Annotated in this window: 18 protein-coding genes; 8 read left to right on the top strand and 10 right to left on the bottom strand. The window is 60.7% G+C overall.

Annotation, left to right across the window (positions count from 1 at the left end):
* Positions 1-33 precede the first annotated feature (33 nt).
* The 4 genes from FEE99_RS20850 to FEE99_RS20835 all read right to left on the bottom strand — a co-directional run bounded on the left by FEE99_RS20850 (position 34) and on the right by FEE99_RS20835 (position 4,090).
* Positions 34-909 (bottom strand): ABC transporter permease subunit, encoded by an 876-nt coding sequence (locus FEE99_RS20850; RefSeq protein ID WP_041480933.1) that lies wholly within the window; start codon positions 907-909, stop codon positions 34-36.
* Entirely contained in the window at positions 906-1,820 is a 915-nt protein-coding gene (locus FEE99_RS20845; protein WP_024013334.1) for an ABC transporter permease subunit, read from the bottom strand. Before FEE99_RS20845 ends, FEE99_RS20850 begins: the two co-directional genes overlap by 4 nt.
* Positions 1,817-2,959 (bottom strand): ABC transporter ATP-binding protein, encoded by a 1,143-nt coding sequence (locus FEE99_RS20840; RefSeq protein ID WP_039763289.1) that lies wholly within the window; start codon positions 2,957-2,959, stop codon positions 1,817-1,819. The genes FEE99_RS20845 and FEE99_RS20840 overlap by 4 nt, the downstream gene beginning before the upstream one ends.
* 369 nt (positions 2,960-3,328) lie before the next feature.
* Positions 3,329-4,090, bottom strand: coding sequence for a gamma-glutamyl-gamma-aminobutyrate hydrolase family protein (locus FEE99_RS20835; RefSeq protein ID WP_041480931.1), 762 nt, complete (start codon positions 4,088-4,090; stop codon positions 3,329-3,331).
* Positions 4,091-4,372: 282 nt separating this feature from the next.
* Between FEE99_RS20835 and FEE99_RS20830 the strand changes: the two genes are divergently transcribed.
* The 5 genes from FEE99_RS20830 (at position 4,373) to FEE99_RS20810 (ending at position 10,118) form a co-directional block, all read left to right on the top strand.
* Positions 4,373-5,749, top strand: a complete 1,377-nt coding sequence (locus FEE99_RS20830) for a glutamine synthetase family protein (RefSeq protein ID WP_007918694.1) — start codon at positions 4,373-4,375, stop codon at positions 5,747-5,749.
* Between the two features lie 222 nt (positions 5,750-5,971).
* Positions 5,972-7,462: an aldehyde dehydrogenase gene (locus tag FEE99_RS20825; RefSeq protein ID WP_041480929.1), complete on the top strand. Its 1,491-nt coding sequence runs from the start codon at positions 5,972-5,974 to the stop codon at positions 7,460-7,462.
* Between the two features lie 49 nt (positions 7,463-7,511).
* Positions 7,512-8,795, top strand: coding sequence for an NAD(P)/FAD-dependent oxidoreductase (locus tag FEE99_RS20820; protein ID WP_041480928.1), 1,284 nt, complete (start codon positions 7,512-7,514; stop codon positions 8,793-8,795).
* Between the two features lie 348 nt (positions 8,796-9,143).
* Complete coding sequence (locus tag FEE99_RS20815; RefSeq protein WP_011333561.1) at positions 9,144-9,692, top strand: cupin domain-containing protein; 549 nt, start codon at positions 9,144-9,146, stop codon at positions 9,690-9,692.
* Positions 9,693-9,833: 141 nt separating this feature from the next.
* Positions 9,834-10,118 carry a hypothetical protein gene (locus FEE99_RS20810; protein WP_041480926.1) on the top strand — a complete coding sequence of 95 codons (285 nt, stop codon included), beginning with the start codon at positions 9,834-9,836 and terminating at the stop codon, positions 10,116-10,118.
* Positions 10,119-10,188: 70 nt separating this feature from the next.
* Here the strand turns inward: FEE99_RS20810 and FEE99_RS20805 are convergent, their stop codons facing one another.
* Entirely contained in the window at positions 10,189-10,620 is a 432-nt protein-coding gene (locus FEE99_RS20805) for a hypothetical protein (protein ID WP_041480924.1), read from the bottom strand.
* Between the two features lie 159 nt (positions 10,621-10,779).
* Here FEE99_RS20805 and FEE99_RS20800 point away from each other — a divergent pair, with 159 nt between their 5' ends.
* From FEE99_RS20800 to FEE99_RS20790, 3 genes are all read left to right on the top strand, one after another.
* Entirely contained in the window at positions 10,780-11,202 is a 423-nt protein-coding gene (locus tag FEE99_RS20800) for an HD domain-containing protein (protein ID WP_041480922.1), read from the top strand.
* A gap of 165 nt (positions 11,203-11,367) precedes the next feature.
* Positions 11,368-12,387, top strand: coding sequence for an AbrB family transcriptional regulator (locus FEE99_RS20795; protein WP_041480920.1), 1,020 nt, complete (start codon positions 11,368-11,370; stop codon positions 12,385-12,387).
* A gap of 381 nt (positions 12,388-12,768) precedes the next feature.
* A complete protein-coding gene (locus FEE99_RS20790; RefSeq protein ID WP_041480916.1) occupies positions 12,769-13,551 on the top strand; it encodes a DeoR/GlpR family DNA-binding transcription regulator in 783 nt (260 codons plus the stop codon).
* 169 nt (positions 13,552-13,720) lie between these two features.
* Here FEE99_RS20790 and FEE99_RS20785 read toward each other — a convergent pair whose 3' ends face one another.
* From FEE99_RS20785 to FEE99_RS20765, 5 genes are all read right to left on the bottom strand, one after another.
* On the bottom strand, positions 13,721-15,004 hold the full coding sequence (locus tag FEE99_RS20785; RefSeq protein ID WP_041480955.1) for an NAD(P)/FAD-dependent oxidoreductase: 1,284 nt from the start codon (positions 15,002-15,004) through the stop codon (positions 13,721-13,723).
* A gap of 147 nt (positions 15,005-15,151) precedes the next feature.
* Positions 15,152-16,516 (bottom strand): glutamine synthetase family protein, encoded by a 1,365-nt coding sequence (locus FEE99_RS20780; RefSeq protein ID WP_041480914.1) that lies wholly within the window; start codon positions 16,514-16,516, stop codon positions 15,152-15,154.
* A gap of 574 nt (positions 16,517-17,090) precedes the next feature.
* Positions 17,091-17,990, bottom strand: coding sequence for a bestrophin family protein (locus tag FEE99_RS20775; protein ID WP_041480913.1), 900 nt, complete (start codon positions 17,988-17,990; stop codon positions 17,091-17,093).
* Between the two features lie 25 nt (positions 17,991-18,015).
* Positions 18,016-19,014, bottom strand: a complete 999-nt coding sequence (gene moaA / locus FEE99_RS20770; RefSeq protein WP_041480911.1) for a GTP 3',8-cyclase MoaA — start codon at positions 19,012-19,014, stop codon at positions 18,016-18,018.
* A gap of 119 nt (positions 19,015-19,133) precedes the next feature.
* A complete protein-coding gene (locus tag FEE99_RS20765) occupies positions 19,134-19,985 on the bottom strand; it encodes a CAP domain-containing protein (RefSeq protein WP_041480909.1) in 852 nt (283 codons plus the stop codon).
* Positions 19,986-20,046 lie beyond the last annotated feature (61 nt).

Genomic DNA, 20,046 nt, shown 5'->3' with positions numbered 1-20,046 from the left:
AAAAGATCGCAGCGTGCCGCAGCTCCTACACAGTCAGGCGGTGGCGGCGCGTTGCGGTTGCTGCCACGACTCGCTCGCCGTCTGCTCCATCGCTTCCTGGATCGCCCGTTTGCGATTGGCTTCGGCCTTGCGGCCGAAATACCAGACGAGGAAAGTCACCAGCGACACCGCCAGCAGAATCAGGCTGGCCACGGCGTTGATCTCGGGTTTCACACCCAGGCGCACCGCCGAGAACACTTCCATCGGCAGCGTCGTCGAGCCCGGCCCGGAGACAAAACTCGCCAGCACCAGATCGTCCAGCGACAAGGCAAACGACATCATTCCGCCGGCGGCCAGCGACGGCGCGATCATGGGAATGGTGATCAGGAAAAACACTTTGAATGGTTTGGCGCCGAGGTCCATCGCCGCTTCTTCGATCGACAGATCCAGCTCGCGAAGGCGCGCGGAGACTACCACCGCGACATAGGCTGCACAAAACGTGGTGTGGGCGATCCAGATGGTGACGATGCCGCGCTCCTGCGGCCAGCCGATCAGTTGCGCCATCGCCACGAACAGCAGCAACAGCGACAGACCGGTGATCACTTCCGGCATCACCAACGGCGCGGTCACCAGACCACCAAACAGCGTGCGGCCCTTGAAGCGCGTCACCCGCGTCAGCACGAACGCCGCCAGCGTGCCCAGTGCCACAGCAGCAATCGCGGTGTAGCAGGCGATTTCCAGCGAGCGCAGCACCGAGCCCATCAGTTGCGTGTTGTCGAGCAGGCCGACATACCACTTGATCGACCAGCCACCCCACACCGTCACCAGCTTCGAGGCGTTGAACGAGTAGATCACCAGAATCAGCATCGGCAGATAAATGAACATCAAGCCGAAGATCAGCATGAACCTGGAAAAATTGAAGCGTTTCATCCCCGTGCCTCCATCTCTTTGGCCTGGCTGCGGTTGAACAGCAGAATCGGCACAATCAGGATCAACAGCATCACCACCGCCAGCGCGGAAGCCACCGGCCAGTCGCGGTTATTGAAGAACTCCTGCCACAGCACGCGACCGATCATCAGCGTCTCCGGGCCACCCAGCAGTTCCGGAATCACGAACTCGCCGACCACCGGAATGAACACCAGCATGCAGCCCGCAATGATGCCGTTCTTGGCCAGCGGCACGGTGATCTTCCAGAAGTTGTTGAAGTTACTCGAACCCAGATCCTGCGCGGCTTCCAGCAGGCTGTTGTCGTGCTTGACGAGGTTGGCGTAGAGCGGCAGAACCATGAACGGCAGATAGGCGTAAACCACACCGATATAGACGGCAGTGTTGGTGTTGAGGATCTCGATCGGGTGATCGGTGAGCCCGGTCCACATCAGGAACCCGTTGAGCAACCCGTTGTTGCTGAGGATGCCCATCCACGCATACACGCGGATCAGGATCGCCGTCCAGGTCGGCATCATGATCAACAGCAGCAGGACATTTTGCGTTTCCTTGCCGGTCTTGGTGATCGCGTACGCCATCGGGAAACCGATCACCAGGCACATCAGCGTGCTCAATGCCGCGACCTTCAGCGAGCCGAGGTACGCCGACAGGTACAGCTCGTCTTCGCCGAGCAGGGTGTAGTTGCCGATGTTCAGCAGCAGCTGGAATTTCTGTTCGGCGAAGGTGTAGATCTCCGAGTACGGCGGGATCGACAGCGCGGCTTCCGAGAAGCTGATCTTCATCACCAGAAAGAACGGCAGCATGAAGAACAGGAACAGCCAGATGAACGGAATGCCGATCACCAGTTTTCGTCCGCTGGGCACCAGGCGCAAGAATTGCTGATTGAAAGTTCTCATGAGCGCAGCACCACGCCGCTGTCGTCTTCCCACCAGACGTAGACTTTGTCGTCCCAGGTCGGCCGCGCGCCACGCCGCTCGGCATTGGCCATGAACGACTGGACGATCTTGCCGCCGGGCAGCTCGACGTAGAACACCGAATGGCCGCCGAGGTAGGCGATGTCGTGGACCTTGCCTTCGGACCAGTTGTAGCGGAACTCCGGTTGGGTGGTGCTGACGAGCATTTTTTCCGGGCGAATGGCGTAAGTGATCGACTTGTCCTGCACCGACGTGCTGACGCCGTGACCGACATAGATCTTCTGCTGCAAGTCGGGGCTGTGAATGATCGCGTGGCCTTCCAGATCTTCCACCACGGTGCCGTCGAAGGCGTTCACGTTGCCGATGAATTCGCAGACCATGCGGCTGACCGGCGCTTCATAAATGTCCACCGGGCTGCCGATCTGCGCGATCCAGCCCAAGTGCATGATCGCAATGCGCTGGGCCATGGTCATGGCTTCTTCCTGGTCGTGGGTGACCATGACGCAGGTCACGCCAACGCGCTCGATGATTTCCACCAGCTCCAGTTGCATCTGCGAACGCAGCTTTTTATCCAGCGCGCCCATCGGCTCGTCGAGCAGCAACAGTTTTGGCCGTTTGGCCAACGAGCGGGCGAGGGCCACGCGCTGCCGCTGGCCGCCAGACAACTGGTGCGGGCGGCGTTTGGCGTATTGGGTCATGTGCACCAGACGCAGCATTTCTTCGACGCGGGCATCGATTTCGCTGGCCGGCAAACGGTCCTGTTTGAGGCCGAAGGCAATGTTCTGTGCCACGGTCATGTGCGGGAACAGCGCATAGGACTGGAACATCATGTTGATCGGCCGCTCGTACGGCGGCATGTCGGTGATGTCCACGCCATCGAGCAGAATCCGCCCCTCGGTCGGCCGCTCGAAACCGGCGAGCATGCGCAGCAGCGTCGATTTGCCAGAACCGGAACCGCCCAGCAGCGCGAAAATTTCGCCCTGATGGATCTCCAGGGACACATCGTCCACGGCCACGGTTTCGTCGAACTTCTTGGTGACACGATCGACTTTCACCAACACCTTTTTCGGTTGCTGATGACCTTCGAGTGCCTTGCGGTAAGTGCTGGAGGCGTTTGCCATGTGAAACTCCCAACAGGTGTCGTGTGCCTGGCCAATGTGGCCGGGCTTAAGTGGATTGCGGAGCGGTACGGAATGCCTGTCAGCTGGCGCAGAACCTGTGGGAGCGAGCCTGCTCGCGAATACGGAGTGTCAGTCGACATCATCGTTTGCTGATACACCGCTTTCGCGAGCAGGCTCGCTCCCACAGGGGATATGCGTTGACCTGAGTGGCCTTTGTCCGTACCGATCCGGCTTGTTCGGCGCCGCCGTCCTGGCTGCCTGGGTCGTACTTGTTGTTATTACGGGTGTCGCTGTTCACGAATGACGGATGTGCAGATGCACATCCGCCAGCCGTGGGGGCAGTAAATTGTTATCGAGTCTGGGATTGCGTCAGCGCTGACTGCGCTTCGCCGCCCGTTGCCGGCACGCTGCGCCGAACGCCTGGAAAATCTTCAGGTAGTTCGGGTTGTCCAGCACTTGCCATTCCGGGTGCCATTGCACGCCGAGGGCGAAGGTCGGGCTGTGCTCGACCGAGATCGCCTCGATCAAACCGTCCGGCGCCACGGCTTCAGCACGCAGGCCGGGAGCGAGGCGGTCGATGCCTTGGCTGTGAATCGAATTGACCTGAAATTCGTCGGGCAGCTCCAGCGCTTCGAACACACCGCCAGCGATCACACTGACCGCATGGGCCGGTGCATATTGCACGGCCACATCCGGGCTGTCGGCTTCACGGTGATCAAGCATGCCGGGCAGCTCATGCACCTTCTGATGCAGGCTGCCGCCGAACGCCACATTCATCTCCTGGAAACCACGGCAGATGCCGAGCACCGGAACGCCCGCCGCGATGGCTGCACGTAATAAAGGAAGGGTGGTGGCGTCGCGGGCCGGATCATGATCCGTGCCGGGGGCGCTGGCCGGGCCTTGATAGTGGAAGGGCTCCACGTTCGAGGGAGAGCCGGTGAGCAACAGACCGTCGAGCTGACCGAGCAGGTCATCGATTTCAGTCAGATTGCCGAGTGAAGGAATGACCACTGGCAACCCTTCAGCGCCAACGCTGACAGCACGTACGTACTTGTCGCCGCTGATGTGATAGGGGTGCAGGCCAATCTGTTTGACGCACGCAGTAACGCCGATCAATGGCTTGAATGCCATTTTTATTCACCTCGAAGTCTGTCACTTGAACGAGCTTTTCCGGAGCTTAGCCTCGTTGATTTTAATTAACAACTGCCATGTAAAAAATTCTAAACGCCGGTCGTCAAATTGCTCAGGTTTACCGGGGTTTAGCGACGGATATGGCACGAGAGTGTTAATAAAAGCCCGAAAAATAAAGGCTGCGGGGCCAGCTGTTCGCTATTGACTTCACTTTGCCTTTCGGATTGACTGGCTGCGCAACACGGTGGTGAACATAATAATTAACAGCTAAATAGGTGCATCATGTCGGTCCCTCTGCGTACCGTTCAACTCAACGAAGCCAACGCATTCCTTAAGAAATATCCTGAGGTTTTGTACGTCGACCTTCTGATTGCGGATATGAACGGTGTGGTGCGCGGCAAGCGCATCGAACGCACCAGTCTTCATAAGGTGTACGAAAAAGGCATCAACCTGCCGGCGTCGCTGTTTGCGCTGGACATCAACGGCTCGACGGTGGAAAGCACCGGCCTGGGCCTGGATATCGGCGATGCCGATCGCATCTGTTACCCGATCCCCGGCACCCTGAGCATCGAGCCGTGGCAAAAACGCCCGACCGCTCAACTGCTGATGACCATGCACGAGATCGAAGGTCAGCCGTTCTTCGCCGACCCGCGTGAGGTACTGGCCAACGTTGTGCGCAAATTCGACGACCTCGGCCTGACCATCTGCGCGGCGTTCGAACTCGAGTTCTACCTGATCGACCAGGACAACGTGAATGGTCGTCCGCAATCGCCGCGGTCACCGGTATCCGGTAAGCGTCCGGTGTCGACTCAGGTCTACCTGATCGACGACCTCGATGAATACGTCGATTGCCTGCAAGACATCCTTGAAGGCGCGAAAGAGCAGGGCATCCCGGCGGATGCCATCGTCAAGGAAAGCGCCCCGGCGCAGTTCGAAGTCAACCTGCATCACGTCTCCGACCCGATCAAGGCGTGCGATTACGCGGTGCTGCTCAAGCGTCTGGTGAAGAACATCGCCTACGACCACGAGATGGACACGACCTTCATGGCCAAGCCTTATCCGGGCCAGGCCGGCAATGGTTTGCACGTGCACATTTCGATTCTGGACAAAGAAGGCAACAACATCTTCGCCAGCGAGGATCCCGAGCAGAACGCCGCACTGCGTCACGCGATCGGCGGTGTGCTCGAGACCCTGCCGGCGCAAATGGCGTTCCTCTGCCCGAACGTCAACTCCTATCGCCGCTTCGGCGCGCAGTTCTATGTGCCGAACTCGCCGAGCTGGGGCATCGACAACCGCACCGTGGCCGTGCGCGTGCCGACCGGTTCAGCGGACGCCGTGCGCATCGAGCACCGCGTCGCCGGTGCTGATGCCAACCCGTACCTGCTGATGGCGTCGGTGCTGGCCGGTATCCACCACGGGCTTACCAACCAGATCGAGCCTGGCGCACCGGTCGAAGGCAACAGCTACGAGCAGAACGAGCAGAGCCTGCCGAACAACCTGCGCGACGCCCTGCGCGAACTCGACGACAGCGAAGTCATGGCGCGCTACATCGACCCGATGTACATCGACGTGTTCGTTGCGTGCAAGGAAAGCGAGCTGGCCGAGTTCGAGAACTCGATTTCTGATCTTGAGTACAACTGGTATCTGCATACGGTTTAAAGACCTGCTGTGCGACACCTGTGCTGACTGATTCGCCACCTTTACCCTGTAGGAGCTGCCGAAGGCTGCGATCTTTTGATCTTGATCTTGAAAAGCAAAGTCAAAAGATCGTCCGATCGCGGCCCGAGCCTTCGGCAGCTCCTACAGGGGATCGGGTTACCAGATTTTGATAAGTGGGCAATCGCCCACCATTCCCAATTCCCCCTTGTCGAGCTCAAAACAATGACCACAACCCGCAACGACTGGGAACAACGCTTCCAGTCTCTGTCCATCGAATCCCGCGCCTTCATCAACGGCGAATACCGCCCGGCGATCAGCGGCGACACTTTCGAATGTCTGAGCCCGGTCGACGGCCGCTTTCTTGCTGCCGTCGCCAGCACCGATGAAGCCGACGCCAACCTGGCCGTCGAAGCCGCGCGCCAGTCCTTCAACTCCGGCATCTGGGCGAAAAAAGCCCCGGCCGAGCGCAAGCGCGTGCTGATCCGCTTCGCCGATCTGATCCTGCAGCACCAGGAAGAACTGGCACTGCTGGAAACCCTCGACATGGGCAAGCCGATCAGCGATTCGATGAGCATCGACATCCCGGCGACCGCCAACGCGATCCGCTGGAGCGCCGAGGCCATCGACAAGATTTACGACGAAGTCGCCGCCACCCCGCACGACCAACTTGGCCTCGTCACCCGTGAGCCCTCGGGTGTGGTCGCGGCGATCGTGCCGTGGAATTTCCCGCTGATCATGGCCAGCTGGAAGTTCGCCCCGGCGCTGGCGGCGGGTAACTCGTTCATCCTCAAGCCTTCGGAAAAATCACCGCTGACCGCCATCCGCATCGCGCAACTGGCGCTGGAGGCGGGCATTCCAAAGGGCGTGTTCAACGTGCTGCCGGGCTACGGCCACACCGTCGGCAAGGCACTGGCGTTGCACATGGACGTCGACGTGCTGGCCTTCACCGGCTCCACGGCGATCGCCAAACAACTGATGATCTACGCGGGCCAAAGCAACATGAAACGCGTCTGGCTTGAGGCCGGCGGCAAAAGCCCGAACGTGGTGTTCGCCGACGCACCGGATCTGCGCGCAGCTGCTCAAGCGGCGGCCAGTGCCATCGCCTTCAACCAGGGCGAAGTCTGCACTGCCGGCTCGCGTCTGCTGGTCGAGCGCTCGATTCGCGAGCAATTCATTCCGTTGCTGGTCGAGGCGCTGCAAGCCTGGAAACCGGGGCATGCACTGGATCCGGCGACCACCGTCGGCGCCGTGGTCGACCAGCGTCAGCTCGATAACGTGCTGCGCTACATCAGCATCGGCCGCGAGCAGGGCGCCGAGTTGATTGCCGGCGGTCAACGCACCCTCGAAGAAACCGGCGGCCTCTACGTGCAGCCAGCGATTTTCGACGGCGTGACCAATGCGATGACCATCGCTCAGGAAGAAATCTTCGGCCCGGTGCTGTCGCTGATCACCTTCGACACTGCCGAAGAAGCCCTGCAGATCGCCAACGACAGCATCTTCGGCCTCGCCGCCGGGGTGTGGACCAGCAACCTGAGCAAGGCACACACCTTCGCCCGCGGCCTGCGCGCCGGTAGCGTCTGGGTCAACCAGTACGACGGTGGCGACATGACCGCGCCATTCGGTGGCTTCAAGCAATCGGGCAACGGCCGCGACAAATCGCTGCACGCGTTCGACAAGTACACCGAACTGAAAGCGACCTGGATCAAGCTCTAATTCTTTTACAGCGGCGGTCGCCCCTGGTTGGCGACCCTCGGAGAAATGTATGAAACAGCAACACGTCAACAGCTACTACGCCGCCACCCGCAACGAAGTCATCGACTTCCCGATTCTCGAAGAAGCGCTGGACTGCGACGTCTGCATCATCGGCGCCGGCTACACGGGCCTGTCCTCGGCACTGTTCCTCAGCGAGGCCGGCTACAAAGTCACGGTGCTGGAAGCGGCGAAAGTCGGCTACGGCGCCAGCGGGCGCAACGGCGGGCAACTGGTCAATTCCTATAGCCGCGACGTCGATGTCATCGAAGAGCGTTACGGCGACAAGACTGCCGAAATTCTCGGCAGCATGATCTTTGAAGGCGCCGACATCATCCGTTCGCGCATCAAGGATTACGACATCAAGTGCGACTATCGCCCGGGCGGCATCTTCGCGGCGATGAACAAGAAACAGCTCAACGGTCTGGCCGAGCAGAAGCGCAATTGGGAGCGCTACGGCAACCGCAATCTGAAGATGCTGGATGCAGCGGATATTCGTCGCGAAGTCGGCTCCGACGCCTACGTTGGCGGCTTGCTGGACATGCAGGGTGGCCACGTTCATCCGTTGAATCTGGCGCTAGGAGAGGCCGCTGCCATCGTGCGTTTGGGCGGCAAGATCTACGAACAGTCGGCGGCGGTGGAAATCACCTACGGCGAGCCGATCAGCGTGCGCACTGCCAAAGGTCTGGTCCGTGCCAAATACCTGCTGATCGCCGGCAACGCTTATCTGCCGCAAGGTCTCGACAATCGCGTCACCGCGAAAAGCATGCCGTGCGGCTCGCAGATCGTCGTCACCGAACCGTTGACCGAGCAGCAGGCGCGCAGCCTGATCACCAACAACTACTGCGTCGAGGACTGTAACTATCTGCTGGATTACTACCGCCTCACCGCTGACAACCGTCTGCTTTACGGTGGTGGTGTGGTCTACGGCGCGCGGGAACCGGACGATATCGAACAATTGATCCGGCCGAAGATCCTCAAGACCTTTCCGCAGCTCAAGGACGTAAAGATCGACTATCGCTGGACCGGCAATTTCCTGCTGACCATGTCGCGCATGCCGCAATTCGGCCGTATCGAAAAGAACGCCTACTACATGCAGGGCTACAGCGGCCACGGCGTCACCTGCTCGCACCTGGCCGGCAAACTGATCTCGGAAATGATCCGCGGTGACGCCGAACGCTTCAACGCCTTCGCCTCGCTGCCGCACATGCCAATGCTCGGCGGCCGCACCTTCTCCGCACCGCTTACCGCTCTGGGCGCGGTCTACTACTCCCTGCGCGACCGGTTCGGCGTCTGATTGACCTCCCGGCGGCGGCCCGAAAGACCTCGCCGGTTTTTCACTTATGCAAAAGCACTGATGTCCACTGTGGGAGCGAGCCTGCTCGCGAAGAGGCCATATCAGGCGACATCGATTCGCCAGACACTACGCTTTCGCGAGCAGGCTCGCTCCCACAGTGACTGTATTGCCAAGGCCAACAGGACTTTTGCCGCACCATCCATCGAACCTGCTGAGCAACGCCGGCAAACGTGATTTAATAGCCGCCTTTCACGGTTCCGGGACACGGGAGCAACGTGATCCGCGCGACCTGCGCGTCACCCGCCACCCACCCCCATCGCCCTTAAGTCGTTCTTACATAAGGCTGTCATGGATACGGGTTCTCGACTCAAACTAGTACGCGAAAGCTACAAACTCTCCCAGCGCGAGCTCGCCCGGCGTAGCGGCGTGACCAACGCGACCATCTCGCTGATCGAACAGAACCGCGTCAGTCCCTCCGTCAGCTCGCTGAAAAAGCTGCTCGAAGGCATACCGATGTCCCTGGCCGACTTCTTCACCTTCGACCAGCCCCCGCGCGAACACCAATACGTATTCCGCGCCAACGAACAACCCGACCTCGGCCGCCACGGCCTGCGCCTGCTGCTCATCGGCGCCTCCGTGCCCAGCCGCCAGATGCGCCTGCTCCGCGAACAATACGCCCCCGGCGCCAGCTCCGGCGAAGAACCGATCGTGCATGCCGAAGGCGAAGAGTGCGGCTTGGTCACGCGCGGCACGGTGGAATTGACCGTGGACGGGCAGGTGAGTGTGCTGAGTGCGGGGGATGGGTATTACTTTCCGACGACGCTGCCGCATAAGTTTCGCAATATCGGCGCGGATGAGGCTGAGATTATTAGTGCGAATACGCCGGCGAATTTCTGATCGGATTACGCATTGTTTTTTTGACCCGATATCTTTTACGAGGTGTCGGGTTGCTTGTTCCTGCCATTCGTCAGCCCTCCCGCATTTTCCCCGCGCACGCGCTTCCAATGCATAACTCACCCCCGCAAAGGAGCCGCAAACATGCGCAAATCCAACCTCGCAGCACTGACTCTGGCCACGCTGTTATCCGCCACTTCGCTCTACGCAACAGCCGCCAGCGAAACTCCGGCACCCACCGCTAACGATGGCAATAGCCAAACCAATCCGAGTGCGCCGGAAGATATTCATTCCAACGGTGCCACCGTGCCCAAAGGCACGCAGGGCAACACCACCAACAATGACGGCTCTACACCCTCGGGTTCCAAGCCCAGTGGTTCGAAGCAATCGAACGACAGCGGCACCAGCAGCGGTGCTGGTCAAGGTTGAAGCTGTTTGCAGATGTAGCAAGCCCGGCATCAAGCCGGGCTTGCTATCAGGCATTCCTCGATAACCGAAGCTATTTAGCCTTCCAGTTGCCGCCACTGTTTTCGCAATCAATCTTCGCCTGCGCCAGGTGCTCACCGTTGTAGTAATACGTGGTGACTTTGGCGTTGTCGGGCATGTTCAGCGGTTTGGCGCTTTTGTCTTTGCTGGTCGAGTGCGGGTTGGCGAGGGATTCCTGGGTGAGGCGGGCGGTGCAGGTGGCCTGGTAGTGGTCGTCGCAGCGATCGACTTTTTTCTTGGTGGCGTTGAGGGTGTCCTTGCTTTCGTTGCTGCAGGACCAGTTGATGGAGTCCACGGGCATGCCGTCGTATTCATAGCAGCTATGGGTTTCCACCGCCGGCACCGAGGCGCTGGAGGAGCGGGTCTGCACGTCGCAGCCTTCGGCCATGACGCAGGTGGGGATGATGGCGAACGTGGCGATCAGGAGCAGCAGTCGGGTTTTCATCGGCAATTCCTCTCCAATGGCGCCGCGTCTGATCGGTGATTTGGCGCTTGTCTGGTTTCGAGGCGGCGAGGGCGGGCAAGGTTCAATCGGCTTTGCGCTGCGCGATCTTCGCGTACACTGCGCAACAATCAGAAACATTCAGCGCAGGATTCGATTCCCATGGCCCAAACCCTCGAACGCGCTATCGCCATTGCCGCCACGGCCCACACTGGGCAGGTGGACAAGGGCGGGGCGCCGTACATTCTGCATCCGCTGAAAGTCATGTTGCGCATGCACACGCTGGAGGAGCGCATCGTCGCTGTGCTGCACGATGTGGTCGAGGATTGCGGGCTGAGTCTGGATGATTTGCGTGGGGAAGGCTTCAGCGAAGAGGTGCTGGCTGCGATTGCGGCAGTGACCAAAGTGCCCGGCGAGTCCTACGAGGACTTTGTCGATCGTGCCGCGCAAAACCCGATCGGCCGGGTGGTGAAGCTGGCGGATCTGGAAGAGAACAGCGATATCTCGCGGATCGCCTCGCCGAGTTGGGAGGATCTGGAGCGGATCGAGAAATATCGGCGGGCGATTGCACGCCTTCGCGCTTAGGAATGAAATTCCCCTGTAGGAGCTGCCGAAGGCTGCGATCTGATCGTTCCCACGCTCTGCGTGGGAATGCAGCCGGGGACGCTCTGCGTCCCAAAAGATCGCAGCCTTCGGCAGCTCCTACCAGGGACTGGTGGTGTGTCAGATAAATAGCCAGGAAGGCGAACTATGAAATCCATTGTGTGCTTGTTGCTTGCGGCTGGTTTCGGCGCGTTGTTGCAGTTTGAAGGCGTGCCTCACGGCTTGCTGTTGGGCTCGATTGTCGTTACTGCGTTGTTTGCCAGTAAAACCGGCATCGCCCCGGCAACTCCTTATGGACTGGGCTACATCCAGGTCACGCTGGGCATCGCCACCGGGCTGATGTTCGAAGCATGGGACAGCGAAACGGCGACGACGATGCTGCCCAGCCTTGGCGTATTGCTGATCTGCCTGAGCGTACAAATCGCACTCGCCGGATGGTGGCTGACACGCGGCGCCGGTTGGAACCGTACCGATGCACTGCTGGCGGTGTATCCCGGCGCATTGGCCGCAGTGTTCGATTTGCTTGAGTCGGAAAAGGCTTCGAGCAAAGTCATCATCGTGCATCTGATGCGACTGCTGTTGATCACCGTGCTGGTGAGTTTGCTCATTCCCGGGCAAGCAGCGGTGGCTGAAGTCGCCAGCGATCCGTTGACCACAGGCATGGCGCTGACCGCGTGCTCAGTCATCGCTTTGAGCGTATTGCTCGGCCGCCTGTTGTTGCTGATCGGCGTCCCGGCGCCGTTCATGCTCACTGCGATCATCATCACCGCTGTATTTGTGAAGTCGGGATGGCTGCACGGCTTTCACATGCCGGAGTGGAGCCTGAACCTGGCCGCACTGATTCTTGGCGTGCGCATCGGCTCACGTTTTCAGGGACTCGGCATCGCAGAGCTGGCGCGGCATGGGCGCACGGCGTTGGTCTCGGTGGGTTTGATGATCGTCGTTGCAGCGGTGTTTGCCGAGGTGGCTGCGCGCTGGCTGGGCACTGATCCGCTGACCCTGTGGCTGGCGTACATGCCGGGCGCGATCGAGACGATTGCGATTGTCGCTTTTGGCGGCGGGCTGAATGTGGTGTTTATCCTGACGCATCACTTGAGCCGGATGGTGTTGCTGCATTTTGCGCCGGCGTTGTTGGTGCAGGTCAGGCGGGTGCGCCAGGAAACTTGAAGCAAGCCAGTGCTGCCTGGCGATTGCGGCGTTTCAATCAGATCCATTTCCCTCACCCCAGCCCTTTCCCCCAGGGGGGCTGCGGCGCATAAATGGCTTCGTGAGCAATTGCTGGCCTCGGTTTAACGCTTTTTCAGGCGTGGCCCAAGGCAACCGCGAACGACACGACAATCATGCAGGCGAAGGCGAAATTGAGATTCATGGGCTGTTCATCCTGAGCTTTTAAGAGTGGGGCCATTGTGAACAGGCGCAACGCAAAGAAAAAATTCGCCGTGTTGATTCCAATGGTCGAAAGCATTGATAGCCGCTGCGTTTGTATTTGCCTGAGACTTTCGCTAGTGTCGCTGAAACCTGCAACTACAAGCACAAACAGGCACAACCATGCACGATCACTCCATCGCTGAATTGCCGTCCCTGCGTCGGCAGAAAATCCTTTTGCTTCTCGAACGTGACGGCAAGGTCATGGCTTCTGAGCTGAGCCAGCATTTCGCAGTCTCCGAAGACACCATCCGCCGCGACCTTGCCGAACTGGACAGCGCCGGGCTGGTGCAGCGCGTGCATGGCGGGGCGTTGCCGCGACCGAAGGACTCAGGCAAGGATTACTTCACCCGTCTGGATGAGACCGACGAGGTCAAGGTGCGCCTGGCGCAACTGGCGGCGCAGCACATCGAGGATGGGCAGATTGTGCTGTTCGATTCCGGCTCGACCACCTTGCAGGTGGCGCGCGCGTTACCGTCCGATATCCGCATCACCGCCGTGACCGCTTCCCCACTGACGGCGATTGCCTTGTCCGAATACAAGGGCGTGAAAGTGATTCTGGCGGGCGGTGAATTGAATCCGCATTCGATGTCGGCCAGTGGTCAGGAAGCGCTGCGACTGCTGGCGGGAATCAAGGCGGATCTGGCAATTACCGGGGTGTGTGCGATTCATCCCGAGGTCGGGATCACCTCGCTGCATTTCGATGAAGTGCCGATCAAACAGGCAATGCTCGACAGCGCAACGCGGGTGATTGCGGTGACCACGGCGGACAAATTGGGCGCGGTGGAGCCGTTTGTGGTGGCGCCGTGTACGCGCCTGCATACGTTGATTACCGAGCGGCATCCGGGGGCGAATGTCGAGGATTATCGGCGGCTGGGGATTGTAGTGGAGCAGTTGCCGGATTGAATTTTGTGTGGGGTTTGAGGGCCTCTTCGCGAGCAGGCTCGCTCCCACAGGGGATCTGCAGTGAATAAATGACTGTGTAGGAGCTGCCGAAGGCTGCGATCTTCTGATTTTGATTTTTAAAAGCAGGATCAAAAGATCGCAGCCTTCGGCAGCTCCTACAGGTAATGGATCAGCGCAACCGCTCGAGCATCTGGTAATACCACATCCCCGCCGCCAGCAACGGATTGCCTAGCAGGTCGCCCATTGGCACGCGAATGTGCTGGCACGCGGCGAAAGTGTCGAATTGCTCCATTTGCCCGGTGATTGCCCGGCTCATGATCTCGCCCATGATGTGCGTGGTGGCGATGCCATGTCCCGAGTAGCCCTGGCAATACCAGACGTTGTCCGAAAGCTTGCCCAGTTGCGGGATGCGATTGATGACGATGCCCATCGCGCAGCTCCACTGGTAATCGATCGGCACGCCTTTGAGCGCCGGGAATGTGCGCTCGATGCACGGGCGCAGTTCCGCAGCGATGTCGCGCGAATCCTTGCCGCTGTAGTTGGCGCCGCCGCCGAACAGCAAACGGCCGTCGGCGGTCAGCCGGTAGTAATCGAGGACGAAGCGGCAGTCGTACACGGCGAGGTCTTCGGGGTTGATCTGTTTTGCCAGAGCACCGAGCGGCGCGGTGGTGACGATGCCGCCCATGGCCGGGAAAATCTTGCCCTTGAGCTGACCCGGTTCGAGCTTGTGATAGACATCGCCGGCGAGCATCACCTGACTGGCGTCGATCTGGCCGTGGGCGGTGCGCACGCCAGGTGTGTCGCCGTGAATGATCTCCAGCACTTCGCTGTTCTCGAAGATCAGCGCACCCAGGCTTTCGGCTGCGCGTGCTTCGCCAATGCACAGGTTGAGTGGGTGCAGGTGCATGTTGCGGGTGTTCTTGATTGCGCCGTGGTAGAGCTCGCTTTGCAGCAGGTCGCGAACCTGGCTGCGGTCGAGCAGGCTCACTTCATCGCCTAATCCGCGACGCACGGCTTCGTCGTAATCCTTGCGCAGATCGACCATGTGGCTCGGCTTGTACGCCGCGTGCAGATGGCCGTGTTTGAGGTCGCACTCGATGCCATATTTCTCGACGCGCTCGCGGATGATTTCATGCCCGCGCCAGCGCAGATGCCAGATGAAATCGTCCACGTCATCGCCCAGTTTCGCGCGCATCTGCTTGCGCATCGCGCCGTCGCCGGAGAGGCTGCCGGTGACTTGCCCGCCATTGCGTCCGGTGGCGCCCCAGCCGATCTTGTGGCTTTCGACGATGGCGACTTTCAGGCCTTTTTCCGCCAGCTCGACGGCAGTGGCGACGCCAGTGAAACCGCCGCCGATGATCACCACATCGACCTTGTGCCGACCTTGCAGGGTCGGGTAGTCGGTGTCCTGGTTGAGGGTGGCGGTGTAGTAGGAATTGCAGCGAATGGTCATGTCAGGGTCCACAAAAAATTCAGGTTCGAAGTGCATTCCCTGTGGGAGCGAGCCTGCTCGCGAAAGCGGTGTGTCAGTCACCCAAAATGTTGAATGTGATGACGCCTTCGCGAGCAGGCTCGCTCCCACAGGTTCGGTGTCGGATCGTTAAGCCTCGGTCAGGTACCACCGCCAATCCTGCTCACCCACTTCAGCCATGAACTGCCGATACTCGGCACGCTTTACCGCCAGATACACCCCAAGGAATTCCTGCCCCAATGCCTCTCGTGCCCACGTGGAATTTTCCAGCGCCTGCAACGACGTCAGCCAATCGGTCGGCAGCAGTTCTTTCGCCTGGGCATAACCATTGCCCTCGACCGGCGCCCCCGGATCCAGCTCTTCACGAATGCCACGATGAATGCCGGCGAGGATCGCCGCCGCTGCCAGATACGGGTTGGCGTCGGCGCCGCAGATGCGGTGTTCGATGTGTCGTGTCGGCGCCGGGCCGCCGGGTACGCGCAGGCTGACCGTGCGGTTGTCGACGCCCCAGGTCGGCGCCAGTGGCGCGTAGCTGTTGGCCTGGAAACGCCGGTAAGAGTTGGCGTTGGGGCAGAACAGCAGCAGCGAATCAAGCAGGGAGGCGAGCATGCCGCCAATCGCCGTGCGCAACAGTGGCGTGCCGGCCGGGTCTTCAGAGGCGAACAGATTACGCCCCTCGGCATCGTCGAGGCTGACGTGCATGTGCATGCCGGTGCCGGCCAGATCATCGAACGGCTTGGCCATGAACGTCGCCTGCATGCCGTGCTTGTGCGCCACGCCTTTGACCAGACGTTTGTAGCGTACCGCCTGATCCATCGCCTCCAGCGCATCGCCGTGTTCGAGGGTGATTTCGACCTGACCCGGCGCGTATTCGGAGATCGCCGTGCGCGCCGGAATGCCGTGCAGTTTGCACGCGCTGTAGAGGTCGGCGAGGAACGGCTCGATCTGTTCCAGCTCGCGCAAACCGTAGACTTGCGTGTGTCGCGGTCGCCCGCCGTCGGCGTCCAGCGCCGGTTGTGGGCGGCCGTTGTGGTCGCGTTTGGCATCGAGCAGATAGAACTCCAGCTCGCAGGCCATGATCGGGTGGAAACCCTCGGCCTTGAGTCCGTCGATCACCTTGATCAGCAGGTGCCGAGGGTCAGCGATGCTCGCCGGCAGGCCCTCGCTCGGGTGCATGCTGACCTGCACGGCGGCGGTCGGAATCTGTCGCCACGGCAGGCGCACCAGACTGCCTTGCAGCGGATAGGCGCGGCAGTCGATGTCGCCGACGTCCCACACCAGCCCGGAATTTTCCACGTCCTCGCCTTGTACGGTCAGGCCGAGGATGGTGCTCGGTAGCGGTCGACCGCTTTCGTATACGGCGAGCAGTTCTTCGCGGTGCAACAGCTTGCCGCGCGGCACGCCGTTGGCGTCGAGGATGAACAGTTCGATCATGTCGATATCGGGGTTCTGTTCGAGGAACAGGCGTGCGTCTTCGATGGCTGCGAATTTCATGGCAAATCACTCACGATGGCGCCGCACAGGCGCGCAGATTCGGCCGGACACGACGCGACAAGAAGGCGCAAGTGTCCCGGCAGGGATATCAGGAAAATCGGGAAATTGACTGTCGCGGTTTCAGCTCACGCGATCAGGCAGGAATGGCGATATCCGGCGGGCGTGCGGAGTGACGCAGCTTGGAGCGGCGCAGGGCCATGGGCAGATTGACGATGCGGTTCATACGCGGCCCCTGTTGCAGAGGGCGCGTACAGCAGAGACGTGCAACCTTTGGGGTTGTTGTGGTGACGTACTCATAACGCGTGTTTCCGTTGGCGGAAAGCGTCGGCGGCTGGGCAGGCCCGGCGACCGGTGTGCCCGGATAGTAAGGGGGAATTCGCGCGCGTGTAAACGGAAGATTCGTCGGTGGCGCTTTCCACCGTTTGGGCTAATTGACCGAGTTGCCTTTTTCGCGAGCAGGCTCGCTCCCACAGGAGAATGCATTTCAACTGTGGGAGCGAGCCTGCTCGCGAATGGCCGCACCTCGGTCCCGAGCGGACGCGCCGGGCCATCTCGTTGTTTGCCGCTGAGCCATTCAGCGCAGCACGTAGTCGTCCGGCTCCGGCGCGGGGGGCAATGGCGAGACGCCCAGTTCGTACAGCACATCGCGCTCCAGGGTGCGCACCAGTGCATCGGTCGGCAGATCGTTTTCATCGCGCCCGAACGGGTCTTCGAGTTCATCGGCAATCGCGTCAAAGCCGAAAAAGGTGTAGCTGACAATTGCCGTGAACAGCGGCGTCAACCAACCCAGCGATTGCGCCATGGCGAACGGCAGCAGCAGGCAGAACAGGTAGATGGTGCGGTGCAGCAGCAGGGTGTAAGGGAAGGGCAGTGGTGTGTTCTTGATCCGGTCGCACACCGCTTGGGCCTGGCTCAGACAGGTCAGGTGATTGGCCAGCAATTGATAACGCCATGGCGACAGCACACCGGCCGTTTCCAGCTCGGAACACTGGCGCCCGAGCTGATGAAGGATCTGTCCGCAGTGATCCGGCGCCGCCCCATCGATCGGCGGGCTGACCCAGTCGGCACTGGCCTGCTCCTCGCTGTCTCCTCGCAGCCGTGCATTCAACGCATGGGCGAAACCGCACAGGTTGCGCAACAGTTGTGCACGCAGGCGGGTGTCATCGAGGCCTTGGGTTTCGCGCATCACCGCGCGCACCCGCAACAGCACCTCGCCCCAGGCCTTGCGCCCCTCGTACCAACGGTCGTAACAAGCGTTGTTGCGAAAGCTCAGGAAAATCGACAGCGACAGGCCGAGCAGGGTGAACGGTGTCGAATTGATCTGGGCGAAGTAGCTCGGCACCAGTAGTTCGATCAGCACAATCGCTGCCGCCAGCAGTGTCAGCATCAAGGTGCGCACGGCGATGCGTTTGGCGATCGAGCCTCTAAGGGTGAACAGCACGGCGAACTGATTGGGTCTCGGTCTGACGATCATCTCGCGGTCCCGGTTGCGCGGCGAATCAACCGCCGGTCATGTTCATGAAACGCACCACTTGCACGTCGTCGTTGACTTCGAAATTGTGTCGATACGGCTTGAGTTTCATCGCCTCGATGATCGCGTTTTCCAGGCGTTCCGGGTGGCCGGGATGGGCGCGCAACACCGCTTTGAGGTCCATCGAATGCTCGTTGCCCAGACACAGCAGCAAGCGACCTTCGACGGTCAGGCGCACGCGGTTGCAGGTACCGCAGAAGTTGTGGCTGTGCGGCGAAATGAAGCCCAGACGAATGTTCGGCGCCTCGGCCACGCGCCAGTAGCGCGACGGCCCTTGCGTCGATTCGGTCGAGTCGATCAGGGTGAAGCGTTCGGCGATGCGTTCGCGCACTTGCGCGCTGGAGTAGAAGGATTCGGCGCGGCTGTGTTCGGCGATCGCGCCCAGCGGCATCTCTTCGATGAAGGAAATATCCAGATCACGCTCGATGGCGAAACTGACCAGATCGTTGATCTCGTGATCGTTGCGGCCCTGCATCACCACGCAGTTGAGCTTGGTGCGGGTGAACCCGGCGGCACGTGCGGCATCGATGCCGTCGATGACCTGCGCCAGATCGCCGGTGCGGGTCAGCTCTTTGAAGCGCTGCGGATCGAGGCTGTCGAGGCTGATGTTCAGGCGCTTGACCCCGGCGTCGAACAGCGGCCTGGCCAGTCGACCCAATTGCGAGCCGTTGGTGGTCAGGCACAGCTCGCGCAGGCCGGGCAGGGCGGCGATCTGTTCGCAGAGTTGCACGACGCCGGGGCGGATCAGCGGCTCGCCACCCGTGAGGCGGATCTTGCGCGTGCCGAGGGCGACGAAACTTTGCGCCACCTGGAACAGCTCTTCGAGGGTGAGGATCTGCTGGCGCGGCAGGAACTGCATGTCCTCGGCCATGCAATAGACGCAGCGAAAATCGCAGCGGTCGGTCACCGACAGACGCAGATAATCCACGCGGCGGTTGTGACCATCGATCAATTCACGCTGTGTCATGGGCTCGCCTCGTGGATGTGGAGCGCCGTCAGCGGGCGCAGATCGCGCAGGGTAGGCTGCGCTCGCCACGCCGTCCAATCACTCTGGCTGACCGAGTGATTGACGGCGTCGATGATGCCTTACGGTGCGCCAAACATTGCCGTCCAGTAAATGCCGGCGTTGCTTTTCGGGTCGGTCGCGTAGGCGGCGCCCAGTTCCTGATATTGCGGATTCATCAGATTGGCGCAATGCCCGGGGCTGGCGAGCCAGCCGTCGACGACCTTGCCGACGGTGTCTTGCCCGGCGGCGATGTTTTCACCGACCAGTTGCCCGTTGTAACCGGACAGTTCGGCGCGGTCGCCCGGCGTGCGGCCGTCGCGGTCCTTGTGGTCGAGGTAATTGTTGTTGGCCATGTCGCGGCTGTGATCCTGAGCGACAGTGCCCAGCGTGGCGTTCCACGCCAGCGGTGCTGCCGCCGCGAAGGACTGGCCGCCGCACTGGCGCGCCTGGCTGCGCGCGGTATTGAGTTGCGCCAGCAGCTTTTGCCCTTCGCTTTGTGCATCGCCGAGTTTCGCCGTCAGCAACGGCCGCGCGAGGACGATGCGCCAGTCGCGGTCAACGCGGTTGACACCGATATCGACGAACTGCGGATCGAGCACCACCTGACAGAAGCTTTCCTGAATCGCCTTCATTGCTGACGCCGCATCGCGCGGGCCGTTGAGGGTGATCGCCTGCACGTTGACCATCGGGTAGTGGGCGCTGGTCATGGCCTGCTGCAGATCAACCGCGCCGCTGGCCGGCAGGCGCAGCCGTGGATCGGCCGACAGCGGTGGCAACTCGTTTGACGCCTGCGTGCCGCAACGCTGGGGCTGGCTGCGATAGCTGTTGATCGACTCGATCAATTGCAGTTCATCGGCGGCCAGCGCCGAGGTGGCGAACACCACGCCCAGCGACAATGCGGCACAACGCAAAACGGACGGCATGAAGCGCATGGAAATCTCCCTTGAGCTGAATGCGCCCATGATGCGCGAAAGGCCCCCGGTGAGTGAATGT

The sequence above is a fragment of the Pseudomonas sp. ef1 genome, assembly GCF_007293365.2.
GTDB classification, from domain to species: domain Bacteria; phylum Pseudomonadota; class Gammaproteobacteria; order Pseudomonadales; family Pseudomonadaceae; genus Aquipseudomonas; species Aquipseudomonas siliginis.
This window is presented reverse-complemented; position numbering and strand designations above follow the sequence as displayed.

Bases quoted from the DNA above. Each gene is read 5' to 3' on its own strand.
- FEE99_RS20800 (WP_041480922.1), top strand. From the start codon at position 10,780: ATGGCCCAAACCCTCGAACGCGCTATCGCCATTGCCGCCACGGCCCAC.
- FEE99_RS20850 (WP_041480933.1), bottom strand. From the start codon at position 909: ATGAAACGCTTCAATTTTTCCAGGTTCATGCTGATCTTCGGCTTGATG.
- FEE99_RS20810 (WP_041480926.1), top strand. From the start codon at position 9,834: ATGCGCAAATCCAACCTCGCAGCACTGACTCTGGCCACGCTGTTATCC.
- FEE99_RS20835 (WP_041480931.1), bottom strand. From the start codon at position 4,090: ATGGCATTCAAGCCATTGATCGGCGTTACTGCGTGCGTCAAACAGATT.
- FEE99_RS20795 (WP_041480920.1), top strand. From the start codon at position 11,368: ATGAAATCCATTGTGTGCTTGTTGCTTGCGGCTGGTTTCGGCGCGTTG.
- FEE99_RS20785 (WP_041480955.1), bottom strand. From the start codon at position 15,004: ATGACCATTCGCTGCAATTCCTACTACACCGCCACCCTCAACCAGGAC.
- FEE99_RS20805 (WP_041480924.1), bottom strand. From the start codon at position 10,620: ATGAAAACCCGACTGCTGCTCCTGATCGCCACGTTCGCCATCATCCCC.
- FEE99_RS20825 (WP_041480929.1), top strand. From the start codon at position 5,972: ATGACCACAACCCGCAACGACTGGGAACAACGCTTCCAGTCTCTGTCC.
- FEE99_RS20815 (WP_011333561.1), top strand. From the start codon at position 9,144: ATGGATACGGGTTCTCGACTCAAACTAGTACGCGAAAGCTACAAACTC.
- FEE99_RS20780 (WP_041480914.1), bottom strand. From the start codon at position 16,516: ATGAAATTCGCAGCCATCGAAGACGCACGCCTGTTCCTCGAACAGAAC.
- FEE99_RS20845 (WP_024013334.1), bottom strand. From the start codon at position 1,820: ATGAGAACTTTCAATCAGCAATTCTTGCGCCTGGTGCCCAGCGGACGA.
- FEE99_RS20765 (WP_041480909.1), bottom strand. From the start codon at position 19,985: ATGCGCTTCATGCCGTCCGTTTTGCGTTGTGCCGCATTGTCGCTGGGC.
- moaA (WP_041480911.1), bottom strand. From the start codon at position 19,014: ATGACACAGCGTGAATTGATCGATGGTCACAACCGCCGCGTGGATTAT.
- FEE99_RS20790 (WP_041480916.1), top strand. From the start codon at position 12,769: ATGCACGATCACTCCATCGCTGAATTGCCGTCCCTGCGTCGGCAGAAA.
- FEE99_RS20830 (WP_007918694.1), top strand. From the start codon at position 4,373: ATGTCGGTCCCTCTGCGTACCGTTCAACTCAACGAAGCCAACGCATTC.
- FEE99_RS20840 (WP_039763289.1), bottom strand. From the start codon at position 2,959: ATGGCAAACGCCTCCAGCACTTACCGCAAGGCACTCGAAGGTCATCAG.
- FEE99_RS20775 (WP_041480913.1), bottom strand. From the start codon at position 17,990: ATGATCGTCAGACCGAGACCCAATCAGTTCGCCGTGCTGTTCACCCTT.
- FEE99_RS20820 (WP_041480928.1), top strand. From the start codon at position 7,512: ATGAAACAGCAACACGTCAACAGCTACTACGCCGCCACCCGCAACGAA.